The organism is Mycobacterium sp. 050134, from assembly GCF_036409085.1.
Taxonomy (GTDB): Bacteria; Actinomycetota; Actinomycetes; order Mycobacteriales; family Mycobacteriaceae; genus Mycobacterium.
The window spans coordinates 123,780-135,811 of the sequence record NZ_JAZGLV010000011.1 but is presented as its reverse complement, the minus strand read 5'-3'; the positions used below and the strand labels follow the sequence as shown (position 1 = coordinate 135,811).

Genomic DNA, 12,032 nt, shown 5'->3' with positions numbered 1-12,032 from the left:
CTCATCGAATGAAATAGATCACGGCGAACAGCGCGATCCACACGATGTCGACGAAATGCCAGTAGTACGAGACGACGATGCTGGCCGTCGCCTGCGCCGGGGTGAACTTGGTCATCGCGGTGCGGGCCAGCAGGAAGATGAAGGCGATCAGGCCGCCGGTGACGTGCAGGCCGTGGAAGCCGGTGGCCAGGTAGAACACGCTGCCGTACGCGCTGCCGTGGATGGTCGTCCCGTGGGTGGCCAGGTGGTAGTACTCGTAGCCCTGGCCGATGATGAAGAACAGCCCCATCAGGAACGTGATCACGTACCACCGGCGCAGGCCGAAGACGTCGCCACGCTCGGCGGCAAACACGCCCATCTGGCAGGTGAACGACGACGCGATCAGCACCAGCGTCACCGGCACGGCCTGATAGAGGTTCAGCTCGGTCGGCGGCGGCGGCCACTTCCCGCCGGCCTGCGAACGAGCGGTGAAGTACATCGCGAACAGCCCAGCAAAGAACATGAGCTCGCTCGACAGCCACACTATGGTGCCGACACTGACCATGTTTGGCCGGTTCAGCGAATGAACTCGCGATGTGATCGCAGTACCCGAGGTCCCTACAGCGCTGGTCACATCCGCAAGTATGACGCTTTGTAGTTGTCGAACTCTACCCGGGTGGCCAATTGGTGTTCCCGAGTCGCGTCCGCAGGGGTGCGCGAGGGGGTTCGGCAACGGTTTGGGGGTGATCGCACGGCGTGCGACCATCGGCGCGTGACTCCCGCACCCGCAGCTCCCGCGCCCGGCCCGGCGACGTCGTGGCCGCAGGTCCTGGCGCGTCTGACCGGCGGCCGGGAACTGGCGCGGGGCCAGGCCGCCTGGGCGATGGACCAGATCATGACCGGCAGCGCACAGCCGGCGCAGATCGCGGCGTTCGCGGTGGCGATGCAGATGAAGGTGCCGACGGCGGCCGAGATCGGCGAACTGGCCGAGGTCATGCTGACCCATGCGCGCCGGCTGCCCCCCGGCACGATTCCCGACGGCGCCGTCGACATCGTCGGCACCGGCGGGGACGGCGTCAACACCGTCAACCTGTCCACGATGGCGGCGATTGTCGTCGCGGCCGCCGGCGTCCCGGTGGTTAAGCACGGGAATCGGGCGGCGTCGTCGCTGTCCGGGGGCGCGGACACGCTCGAGGCGCTCGGGGTGCGCATCGACCTCGGGCCCGACCAGGTCGCTCGGAGCCTGGACGAGGTGGGCATCGGGTTCTGCTTCGCGCCGCTGTTTCACCCGTCGTACCGGTACGCCTCGGCGGTGCGCCGCGAGATCGGAGTGCCGACCGTCTTCAATCTGCTTGGGCCCCTTACCAATCCGGCGCGGCCCCGGGCCGGGCTGATCGGTTGCGCGTTCGCCGACCTGGCCGAGGTGATGGCGGGCGTGTTCGCGGCGCGCCGGGCCAGCGTGCTGGTGGTGCACGGCGACGACGGCCTCGACGAGCTGACGACGACGACCACGAGCACGATCTGGCGGGTGCAGGCCGGCACGGTCGAGCGGCTGACGTTCGATCCGGCCGGCTTCGGCTTCGCCCGGGCCGACATCGCCGACCTGCTGGGCGGCGACGCGCAGGCCAACGCGGCGGAGGTCCGCGCCGTGTTCTCCGGTGCGACGGGGCCGGTCCGCGACGCGGTCGTGCTCAACGCGGCGGGGGCGATCGTCGCGCATGCCGGGCTATCCAGCCGCGCCGAATGGCTGCCGGCGTGGGAGGACGGGTTGGAGCGCGCCGTCGCGGCCATCGACTCCGGGGCGGCCGAACAACTGCTCGCGCGATGGGTGCGGTTCGGCCAGCAGGTCTGAGTCGCGCACGCCCGGCGACGATGCGGGCCACGTAGCGGGGAGCTGAGGAGGCGGGCCATCGCGCAACTGCTCGACGGCCAGCCGTGCCGATCGGGCCGCCGCCGCCCACCCCGCCCACGGGCCGGCCGACCGCAGGGGGGAGACCCAGCCCTCGTCCGAGCCGTCGGCGGCCCGCACGATGCGCACGCCCGGCCCCGCCAGCCACCGCGCGATGAGTGCGGTCTCCTCGACCGGCGCGCCACCCAGGGGGGAGGCGGCCGGCAGGATCGCTTGTGCGCCCGCATGAATCGCGTCGATCACCGGCATCGGGGGCACGCCGCGTCTGGCGGTGCCGGCCGCGGCAAGCTGGCCGTGGCGGATCACGGCGAGCTGGTAGCCGCCCTGGCCGTCGGGGGCGGCGGCGATCAGCTCGGGCAGCGCGGCCAGGGCGCGCAGCCGCTGGCCGCGCCACAGGGCCTCGACGGCGACGGCGGTTCGGTCGCGCAGCCGCGCGGCGCTTTCGAAATGGTGCCGGTCGGCGAGCGCCGTCACCTGCCGCACGGCGTCGGCCAGGGCCGAGTTGTCCGATCCGTCGATCAGGGCCGCCGCCCGGGCCGCCCCGGCGGCGTACTGGGTGGCCGTCGCGTCGCGGGCGGCGGGGCACGGTGACACCTCGAGCGGCGGACAGGCCGGGCCGTGCAACCCGGAGCGCGTCAGCCGCGCCGTGCACGTCCGCAGCCCGGTGAACCGGGCGAACAGGGCGGCCGTGTCGGCGGCGTCGGTGCGCGACCGGAACGGGCCGATCGCGCGGTCGTGCCGCGGCGCCCGCACCACGGACAGGCGGGGGAACGCCTCGTCGGTCAGCGTCACCCACCACCACCGGTGCGGAAACCGCGACCGGCGGTTGTACGGCGGGGCGTGCGCGGCCAGCAGCCGCAGTTCGCGCACGCCGGCCTCGAGCGCGTGGGCGCACTCGACGTGGTCGACCGAGGTGGCGAGGTTGACCATCTCCTTCATCCGGCCGCGGGGATCGGCGCCGGTGAAGTACTGGTTCACCCGGCGTCGCAGGTCGACGGCGGTGCCGATATAGAGCACCTCGCCGGACGGCCCGCGGAACAGGTAGACACCCGGCCGGCGCGGCAGGCCCTCGGCCAGGACGCGCTTGCGCCGCTGGGCCGGCGTCACGTCCGGGAGGTACGAGCGCAGGTCGGCGTAGGTGTGCACGCCCTGGTTGCCGACCCGCTCGATGAGAGCGTGCAGCACCTCGACGGTGGCCCGGGCGTCGTCGAGGGCGCGGTGGGTGGGCTGTGCGGCGACAGCGAACAGTCTGGCCAGGGCGCCCAGCCGCACGCTGGGTGCCTCCTCGCGGCTCAGCACGCGGCGGGCCAGCCGGACCGTGCACAGCACCCGGGGCCGCGGCCAGGGGAGGCCGCACCGTTCGGCCGCGGCGCGCAGGAAGCCGTGGTCGAACCCGGCGTTGTGCGCGACCAGCACGGACCCGTGGTCGAAGCCGGCGAACTCCAGGAATATCGGCAGCACGGCGTCGATGGTCGGGGCGTCGCACACCATTGCCGTGGTGATGCCCGTCAGCTGCACGATCTGGGGCGGGATGCTGCGCTGTGGGTCGACCAGGGTGGCGAACTCGCCGAGCACGACTCCGCCGCGGACCTTGACCGCCCCGATCTCGGTGATGGCGTCGGCCACCGCCGCGTCGGTGCCCTTGGTGCGCCCGCCCGTGGTTTCCAAATCGACCACCACGAAGGTTGTTTCGCGCAACGAGATCTCGTCGGCCAGCAGCGGCGGACCCATGTCGGCGAAACTCAGCTGAGCCGCGCCGCCTGCACCCATGGCCGAGACGTTAGGCACCCCCACCGACACGCCGCGGTTCCCACGCCGGGATTGGCGGTCGTCAGGTCGTCAGGGCGTCAGGTCGTCAGGGCGTCAGGGCGTCAGGGCGTCAGGGTGTCAGGGCGTCGGGCCGACGGTTCGCGGGGCCGAAAACTTGTCGGGGGGCGTGGTTAGCGTTCGGACAGCCCTACTTCCCGTTCGTCAGGGCCCGACCGAGAGGACTGAGTACTCATGGCACACGACCCGATGGCACCCGGCTGGACACCGCACGGTACGGGCCCGGTGGTGATCGACTGCGACGAGTGCGCGGTGCGCGGCCGCGGATGCCGCGACTGTGTGGTCAGCGTGTTACTCGGCGTCCCGGAGACATTAATGCAGGACGAACGCGCCGCATTGGAAGTTCTCGCCGACGTCGGTTTGGCGCCGAGGTTGCGCCTGGTGCCGATTCGCCGCGACCGCAGTTCTGGCGTAGCCTAAACGCCTTGTGCGGCAACGAAGCTCACACACTCACACGGAAATGACAGAAATCTTTCCAATTTCTTAATCCCCCGCTTTGGACAAACGTCGATATCGTTTCGTAACCTGTTTGAGACCTGAGACCAGCTCGACGCCACGTCCGTCGAACGGCCGTTTAAGGAAGCAAATTTTGAGGCTCGGTTCTAAGTACCCGATTTTCCGTGTCCCCACACGAATCGTCGTCGGTACGTTAACGAGCTTGACCCTCTTCTCCGGAGTGCTGGCCGCCAACGCGGCGGCCGACCCGGCGGACGATGCGCTCGCCAAGCTCAGCGAGCTGTCTCGCCAGGCCGAGCAGACCACCGAGGCCATGCACAGCGCACAACTCGACCTGGACGCCAAGCTGGCCGCCCAGCGCGCCGCCGACAAGAAGCACGACGACGACCAGGCCGCCGTCGACGCGGCCAAGGCGCGCCTGGCCTCGTTCCAGGGTGCGGTCAACAAGCTGGCCGCCGCCACCTACATGGGCGGCAGCGTGGACGGCATGCAGGCCATCCTCACCGCCGGCTCGCCGCAGGGGCTGATCGACAAGCTGGCCGTGCAGCGGGTGATGGCGCGGCAGATGGCCACCCAGATGGCCGACTTCCGGGCCGCCGGCGAAGCGGCCGCCAAGGCCGAGCGCGACTCCGCCAAATCCGCCGCCGACGCGCGGACCGCGGCCGAGCAGGCTGCCGCGGTCCGGTCGGGCCTCCAGTCCAAGCAGAGCCAGCTGCAGGTGCAGATCGCCGTGGTCAAGTCGCAGTACGTGGCGCTGACGCCCCAGCAGCGCACCGCCCTCGCCGACCCGGGCCCCGTCCCGGCGGCGGCCCCGGTGCCCGGCGCGCCGGGGCCCGAGGCGGCGCCGCCGGGTGCCCCGCAGCCCGGCGGTCCGGCCCCCGGTGAGGCCCCGCCCCCCGGGATCTTCATGCCCCCCGGCGGCGGTGACCGCGGGACCGTCGTGCAGGCGGCGTTGACTCAGGTCGGTTCGCCCTACGTGTGGGGTGGCGCCGCGCCCGGCGGATTCGACTGCTCCGGCCTGGTGATGTGGGCGTTCCAGCAGGCGGGCATCCAGTTGCCGCATTCCAGCCAGGCGCTGGCCCGCGGCGGCCAGCCGGTGTCGCTGTCGGACCTGCAGCCCGGCGACGTGCTGACGTTCTACTCGGACGCCTCGCACACCGGCATCTACGTCGGTGACGGGATGATGATCCATTCCTCGACCTACGGACAGCCGGTGCGGGTGGTGCCGATGGGTGCCGGCGGCCCGATCTACGACGCCCGCCGTTACTGATCGCCCCCGCCCGCGACGGCGGCGGTTCGCGATACTGCTGGCCTGGGTCTTCGTCGTCGAGCTGATTGCGGCGGCGGCCGTCCCGTTCGACGCGTCGATCGATCGCCGGGTCCGCCCGGCAGAGGTCGTCACGCCCGCGCGCACCCAGACGGGTTCCGCGACGAGGACCATCGCCGCCGGCGGCCGCACCGTCCGGCTCGTCAGCCCCGGCGGCCTGCCCGCCGATCGCCTGCTGTCCCGGGTGGGCTCGGACATCGGCGCCGCGGTCAGCGCGGTCGAGGCCTTCTGGGGGGTCGACTGGTCCCGCGACATCTCGGTGGTCGCGGCGCGCACCGACGAGGAGTTCCGCGCGGCCGCCGGCGGGGGACCGGCGTCGCAGTGGGCCGACATCGCGGCCGTGACGGTGGCCGACCGCGTTGACCCCGCGCGCCGGCTGGCCGTGGGCCAGCGGATCGTATTCGCCCCGGGCGCCGCCGGCATGAGCGCCTCGGCACTTCGAATCGTGTTGGCGCACGAGCTATTCCACTACGCCGCCCGCGTCGACACCGCCGCGGACGCGCCCCGCTGGCTCACCGAGGGGGTGGCCGACTTCGTGGCACGGCCGCAGACCCCGGTGCCCCGCGAGGCGGTGCCGGCGCCGCTGACGATGCCGTCGGACGCCGAGCTGGACCAGCCCGGGCCGCAGCGGTCGCTCGGCTACGACCGGGCGTGGTGGTTCGCCCGGTTCGTCGCCGACACCTACGGCGCGCCGAAGCTGCGCGAGTTCTACCTGGCCGCGTGCGGCATCCGGCACCCCGACGTCCCCACCGCCGTCCACGACGTCCTGGGGGTCGACCCGTCCGGGTTGCTGGTGCGCTGGCACCAGTGGCTCACCGGCTAGCCTTTCCCGGTGAGCCGGGTCCTGCTCGTCACCAATGACTTTCCGCCGCGGCCGGGCGGCATCCAGTCGTATCTGGGCGAATTCGTCGGTCGGCTGGTCGCCGCCGGGTCGCATTCGATCACGGTGTACGCCCCGCGGTGGAAGGGTGCCGACGCTTACGACGCGGCGGCCGGCTATCCGGTGGTGCGCCATCCGGGCACGCTGATGCTGCCGGTGCCGTCCGTCGACGCCCGGATGCGCCGGCTGATCGCCGAGAACGGCATCGACACCGTCTGGTTCGGCGCCGCCGCCCCGCTGGCGCTGCTCGCGGGCCGGGCCCGCCAGGCGGGTGTGCGGCGGGTCGTCGCCAGCACGCACGGGCACGAAGTGGGGTGGTCGATGCTGCCGGTCGCGCGCTCGGTGCTGCGCCGCATCGGCGACGACACCGACGTCGTCACCTTCGTCAGCCGCTACACGCGCTCGCGGTTCGCCCCGGCCTTCGGGCCGGCGGCGCGGCTCGAATACCTGCCATCCGGCGTGGACACCGACCGCTTCCGTCCCGACCCGCTGGCGCGGGCCGAGCTGCGCGACCGCTACGGGCTGGGCGGCCGGCCGACGGTGGTGTGCGTGTCGCGGCTCGTGCCGCGCAAGGGCCAGGACACGCTGATCCGGGCCCTGCCGACGATCCGGCGACGCGTCGACGGGGCGGCGCTGGTCATCGTCGGGGGCGGCCCCTACCTGGACTCGCTACGCAAGCTCGCCCACGAGTGCGGGGTCGCCGACGACGTGACGTTCACCGGCGGAGTGCCGGCCGCCGAACTGCCCGCCCACCACGCGCTGGCCGACGTGTTCGCGATGCCGTGCCGCACCCGCGGCGGGGGGATGGACGTCGAGGGCCTGGGCATCGTCTTCCTGGAGGCCTCCGCGACCGGCGTGCCGGTGATCGCCGGCAGCTCGGGCGGCGCTCCGGAAACCGTGCGGCACAACGAGACCGGGTTGGTGGTCGACGGGCGCTCCGTGCGTGACGTCGCCGACGCCGTCGCCGGGGTGCTCGGCGATCGCGACCGGGCCGCCGCGATGGGCGCGGCCGGCCGCCGCTGGATCACCGAGCAGTGGCGCTGGGACACGCTGGCCACCCGGCTGGGCGAGCTGCTGCGCGCCTAGCGCGTGTCCGGCCCCTAGTCCTTCTCGTAGATCGCCTCGATGTCGGTGGCGAACTTCTCGGCCACCACCTTGCGCTTGACCTTCATCGTCGGGGTCAGCTCGCCGGTGTCCTCGGTGAAGTCCACGGGCAGGATCCGGAACTTGCGGATCGATTCCGCGTGCGAGACAGCCAGATTGGCGTTCTTGACGGCCGCGTCCACCTCGGCGACCAGGTCCGGGTCGAAGGCCAGATCGCCCACCGAGGCGCCGGCGGGCTTGTGGTTGCGCTGCTTCCAGCCCTCGAACGCCTCGGGGTCGATGGTGATCAGCGCGCCGATGAACGGCTTGGCGTCCCCGACCACCATCGCCTGACTGATCAACGGGTGCGCCCGCAGCTGATCCTCGAGCACCGCGGGCGCGACGTTCTTGCCGCCCGCGGTCACGATGATCTCCTTCTTGCGCCCGGTGATGGTGAGGAAGCCGTCTTCGTCGACGGCGCCGAGGTCCCCGGTCCTGAACCAGCCGTCGGTGAAGGCCTCGGCGGTGGCCTGCTCGTTGTGCCAGTAACCGCTGAACACCACGCCCCCGCGCACCAGCAGCTCGCCGTCGTCGGCGATCCGCAGGCTGTTGCCGGGGACCAGCGTTCCCACCGTGCCAATCTTGACGTCGCCGACCCGGTTGACGGTGATCGCCGCGCTGGTCTCGGTCAGCCCGTAACCCTCGTGGATCGTCAGGCCCACGCCGCGGTAGAAGTGGCCCAGGCGCGCGCCCAGGGGGGCGCCACCGGAGACGGACGCGTGGCACTCGCCGCCCAGCGCCGCGCGCAGCCGGTGGTAGACGAGCCGGTCGAACAGCGCATGCTTGGCCCGCAGCGCCAGCCGGGGCCGGCCGCCGCCCTCGTGCGCCTGGCTCCAATCGACGGCGGTCTGCGCGGCGAGCGCGAAGATGCGGCCCTTGCCGTCGTTGGCGGCGTTCTGCTCGGCGGTGTTGTACACCTTCTCGAAGACGCGCGGCACCGACACGACCACCGTCGGCTTGAACACCGCGAACATCGGCAGCAGGTTCTTGATGTCGCTGGTGAACCCGACGGTCACCTTGTTGGTGAACGCCGCCAGGGTGAGGGCCCGGGCCAGGACGTGGGCCAGCGGCAGGAAGATCAGCAGTCGCTGCCCCTCGTGCAGCAGGGTGGGCAGGCTCTCCTTGGTGCCGCGGATCTCGTGCAGCAGGTTGGAGTGGGTGAGCTGGCAGCCCTTGGGGCGTCCGGTGGTGCCCGAGGTGTAGATCAGTGTGGCCGGATGCTCGGCGCGCAGCGCCTCCTGACGGGCGGTGAGCTCGGCGGGGTCGACCGACGCGCCGGACTCGGCGAGCTGGTCGAGCGCCTTCGGGCCCGACCCGTTGATGTGCAGCACGCGCCGCAGGGCCGGTAGCTCGGTGGTGAGTTCGGTGACGATCGCCGCATGCGCGTCCGTCTCGGCGAACGCCAGCACCGCCTCGGAGTCCTGCAGGACCCAGCGGACCTGCTCGGCCGACGACGTCTCATAGATGGGCACTGTGACGGCGCCGACGGACAGGATGGCCAGGTCCAGGATCGCCCACTCGTAGCAGGTGGCCGAGAAGATCGATACCCGGTCGCCGGCCTGTACGCCCATCGAGATCAAACCCAATGCGGCGGAACGTATTTGGCTTGCGGCCTCGGCGCACGTGACGTCGGTCCACTCGCCGTCGACCTGGCGTCGGTAGATGACGAAATCGGGGTGTTCGCGCTCGTGGGAGAAGACGGTGGCCGCGATGTGGTCCTGCTCGCTGACGGAAAAGTGGGCGGGGACACTGTACTGACGCACGTTATGACCTCGTTTGACTCGTTCGCAGGGGACATTCCTGCAGCCGGGGTTGCTGCACCCAGCCTAATCCGAGCGTTCACGCACCGGCCGTCGCGCATCCGGCGGGGGCCCGGACCTGCCCTGTCCAGGGTGGGCGCGACCGATGTGTGAAGCTTGGGCGGTGAACAGCATCCAGATCGCTGACGAGACGTTTGTCGCGGCCGACGGGGCACGGGTCGGGGCCGCGATCGCCGACAGGTCGAGCTGGCGGCGGTGGTGGCCCGACCTGCGGCTGCAGGTGGTCGAGGACCGCGGCGACAAGGGGATCCGGTGGACGGTCACCGGGGCGCTGACCGGCACCATGGAGATCTGGCTGGAGCCCTCGCTCGACGGGGTGGTGTTGCACTACTTCCTGCACGCCGAACCCACCGGCGTGGCGGCCTGGCAGCTGGCCAAGCTGAACCTGCCGAAATTGACGCACCGCCGGCGCGTGTCGGGGAAGAAAATGGCGTTCGAGGTCAAGACGACGCTGGAACGCCACCGTCCGGTGGGGGTTTCTCCGGTAGTTTAACCAGGTCCGGTGTGCGTGGAGAGTACCGTTTCGGACCGTAGGCCAGGGGTAGTCAGGCACTCGGTATCCCCGCAGCCGCGTCGACCCGCGTTGCGGGAGAGAGGGCAGCAGCCAGGTGGCGGAGAAGACGACGCAGACCATCTACATCGAGGCCGACCCCGGCACCGTGATGGACGTGATCGCGGACATCGATTCGTATCCGGAGTGGATCTCGGAGTACAAGGAAGCCGAGGTGCAGGAGAAAGACGCCGACGGCTACCCGAAGCTCGCCCGGTTCGTGCTGGATGCCGCCATGCTCAAGGACACGATGGTCATGTCCTACCAGTGGCCCACGGACCGGAAATCGGTGAGCTGGACACTCGTCTCGGGCTCGCTGCTGCGCTCCCTCGAGGGGTCATACCGCTTGTCGCCCAAGGGCTCCGGCACCGAGGTGACCTACGAGCTGTCCGTCGACCTGGCCGTCCCGATGATCGGCTTGCTCAAGCGTAAGGCCGAGCGCCGGTTGACCGACACCGCGCTGAAAGACCTGAAGAAACGAGTCGAGGGCTGAGTGAGTCCACCGCATCTCGGGCTCCAGCCCCGGCCCGGATCAGCCTGTTCGTCGGCAAAGGTGGGGTAGGCAAGTCCACGCTCGCGTGCGCCACCGCGGTCAGCGACGCCGCCGCGGGGCGGCGCGTGCTGCTGGTGTCCACCGACCAAGCGCACTCCCTGGGCGACGTGCTCGGGGTGCCGGTGCCGGCGAGCGCCGGGGACGGGCTGGTCCGGGTGTTGGCCGACCTGGCCCCCGGGCCGGCGGACGGCGGCGGCGGATTTCTCGACGCGCTGGCCCTGGACACCCTGGCCCTGCTCGAGGTCCGGTGGCAGGGCGTGGTTGACGCGCTGGACCGCCAATTTCCCAACTCCGAGTTCAGCACCGTTGCACCGCAAGAGCTTTCCGCGCTGCCCGGGGTGCAGGAGGTGCTCGGCCTGCACACCGTCGGCGAACTCGCCGCGTCGGGGCGATGGGATCGGATCGTCGTCGACTGCGCGTCCACCGCGGACGCCCTGCGGATGCTGACGCTGCCCGCCACCGTCGGCCTCTACGTCGAGCGGGCATGGCCCCGCCATCGCAGGCTGTCCGCCACCGGCGACGACGCCCACTCGGCGGCGCTCGTCGAACTGCTGGAGCGCATCAGCGCCAGCGTCGAGCGGCTCGGCGCGCTGCTTGCCGACGGTGAGCTGGTCGGTGCCCACTTGGTGCTGACGCCCGAGCGGGTGGTCGCCGCCGAAGCGGTTCGGACGCTGGGTTCCCTGGCGCTGATGGGCGTGCGGGTCGAGGAGCTGATCGTCAACCAGGTGCTCGTCGAGGATCAGTCCTACGAGTACCGCAACCTGCCCGACCATCCGGCGTTCGAGTGGTACGCCGAACGCATCGCCGAACAGCACGCCGTCCTCGACGAGCTCGACGCCACGATCGGTGACGTGGCGCTCGTCCTGACCCCGCACCTGTCCGGCGAGCCGATCGGCCCGAAGGCGCTCAGCGCGCTGCTCGACGCCGCCCGTCGTCGCGGCGGGGCGGCCCCGCCGGGACCGCTGCGGCCCATGGTCGAACTCGAATCCGGATCCGGGCTTGGGTCGATCTACCGGATGCGGCTAGCGTTGCCCCAACTCGATCCCGGGACCCTGGCCCTCGGCCGCGTCGACGACGACCTCATCATTAGCGTCGGCGGGCTGCGGCGCCGGGTGCGGCTGGCGTCCGTATTGCGCCGGTGCACGGTGCTGGACGCCAGAATTCGGGGCAGTGAGCTGACAGTTCGTTTTCAACCGGATCCGGAGGTGTGGCCTAAGTGAGTGGGGCTCATCCCGACATCGGTCCCGAACTGCGCCGGCTCGCCCAGGCCATCGTGGACGGGATCGACCCGGCCGTGCGTGCGGCGGCGGCGCTGGCGAGCGGCGCGGGAGCCGGGACCGGCAAGTGCCAGCAGGTCTGGTGTCCGGTGTGCGCGCTGGCCGCCCTGGCCACCGGTGATCAGCACCCGCTGCTCACGGTGATCGCCGACCACAGCGTGGCCCTGCTGGAGGTCATCCGCGGCATCGTCGACGACGCCGGCGGGCCCCCCGAACCACCCCCGGGCGACGGGCCTACGGGCGGCCCTGGCGGGAGTGGTACCCGCTATCAGCCCATCCCGATCACCGTCGAGGACTGAGTCGGCCGCGTC

11 protein-coding genes and 1 pseudogene are annotated in these 12,032 nt (G+C 71.4%); 9 read left to right on the top strand and 3 right to left on the bottom strand.

Annotated elements, in window-relative coordinates; genetic code table 11:
• Position 1: 1 nt before the first annotated feature.
• A complete protein-coding gene (gene ctaE / locus SKC42_RS15165) occupies positions 2-613 on the bottom strand; it encodes an aa3-type cytochrome oxidase subunit III (protein ID WP_330965105.1) in 612 nt (203 codons plus the stop codon).
• A 138-nt stretch (positions 614-751) separates the two neighbouring features.
• Between ctaE and trpD the strand changes: the two genes are divergently transcribed.
• Positions 752-1,831: an anthranilate phosphoribosyltransferase gene (gene trpD, locus SKC42_RS15160; protein ID WP_330965104.1), complete on the top strand. Its 1,080-nt coding sequence runs from the start codon at positions 752-754 to the stop codon at positions 1,829-1,831.
• On the opposite strand, the pseudogene SKC42_RS15155 reads toward trpD, so the two are convergent.
• Positions 1,769-3,619, bottom strand: a pseudogene (locus SKC42_RS15155) (DEDD exonuclease domain-containing protein); the annotation flags it as partial. The gene trpD and the pseudogene SKC42_RS15155 overlap by 63 nt on opposite strands.
• A 270-nt stretch (positions 3,620-3,889) precedes the next feature.
• Here SKC42_RS15155 and SKC42_RS15150 point away from each other — a divergent pair.
• The 4 genes from SKC42_RS15150 (at position 3,890) to pimB (ending at position 7,464) form a co-directional block, all read left to right on the top strand.
• Positions 3,890-4,135, top strand: coding sequence for a hypothetical protein (locus tag SKC42_RS15150; protein ID WP_330965103.1), 246 nt, complete (start codon positions 3,890-3,892; stop codon positions 4,133-4,135).
• Positions 4,136-4,304: 169 nt separating this feature from the next.
• A complete protein-coding gene (gene ripC / locus SKC42_RS15145) occupies positions 4,305-5,441 on the top strand; it encodes a peptidoglycan hydrolase RipC (RefSeq protein ID WP_330965102.1) in 1,137 nt (378 codons plus the stop codon).
• Between the two features lie 34 nt (positions 5,442-5,475).
• Positions 5,476-6,321 carry a DUF4157 domain-containing protein gene (locus tag SKC42_RS15140; protein WP_330965184.1) on the top strand — a complete coding sequence of 282 codons (846 nt, stop codon included), beginning with the start codon at positions 5,476-5,478 and terminating at the stop codon, positions 6,319-6,321.
• A gap of 9 nt (positions 6,322-6,330) precedes the next feature.
• Positions 6,331-7,464, top strand: a complete 1,134-nt coding sequence (gene pimB / locus SKC42_RS15135) for a GDP-mannose-dependent alpha-(1-6)-phosphatidylinositol monomannoside mannosyltransferase (protein WP_330965101.1) — start codon at positions 6,331-6,333, stop codon at positions 7,462-7,464.
• Positions 7,465-7,478: 14 nt separating this feature from the next.
• Here pimB and SKC42_RS15130 read toward each other — a convergent pair whose 3' ends face one another.
• Positions 7,479-9,284: an AMP-dependent synthetase/ligase gene (locus tag SKC42_RS15130; RefSeq protein ID WP_330965100.1), complete on the bottom strand. Its 1,806-nt coding sequence runs from the start codon at positions 9,282-9,284 to the stop codon at positions 7,479-7,481.
• Positions 9,285-9,444: 160 nt separating this feature from the next.
• Here SKC42_RS15130 and SKC42_RS15125 point away from each other — a divergent pair, with 160 nt between their 5' ends.
• From SKC42_RS15125 to SKC42_RS15110, 4 genes are all read left to right on the top strand, one after another.
• On the top strand, positions 9,445-9,834 hold the full coding sequence (locus SKC42_RS15125; RefSeq protein WP_330965099.1) for a polyketide cyclase / dehydrase and lipid transport: 390 nt from the start codon (positions 9,445-9,447) through the stop codon (positions 9,832-9,834).
• Positions 9,835-9,949: 115 nt separating this feature from the next.
• The gene (locus SKC42_RS15120; protein ID WP_330965098.1) at positions 9,950-10,384 is read left to right on the top strand and encodes an SRPBCC family protein; all 435 of its coding nucleotides are present in this window, start codon (positions 9,950-9,952) and stop codon (positions 10,382-10,384) included.
• Positions 10,381-11,664: an ArsA family ATPase gene (locus tag SKC42_RS15115; RefSeq protein WP_330965183.1), complete on the top strand. Its 1,284-nt coding sequence runs from the start codon at positions 10,381-10,383 to the stop codon at positions 11,662-11,664. The genes SKC42_RS15120 and SKC42_RS15115 overlap by 4 nt, the downstream gene beginning before the upstream one ends.
• On the top strand, positions 11,661-12,020 hold the full coding sequence (locus SKC42_RS15110; RefSeq protein WP_330965097.1) for a hypothetical protein: 360 nt from the start codon (positions 11,661-11,663) through the stop codon (positions 12,018-12,020). The genes SKC42_RS15115 and SKC42_RS15110 overlap by 4 nt, the downstream gene beginning before the upstream one ends.
• Positions 12,021-12,032 lie beyond the last annotated feature (12 nt).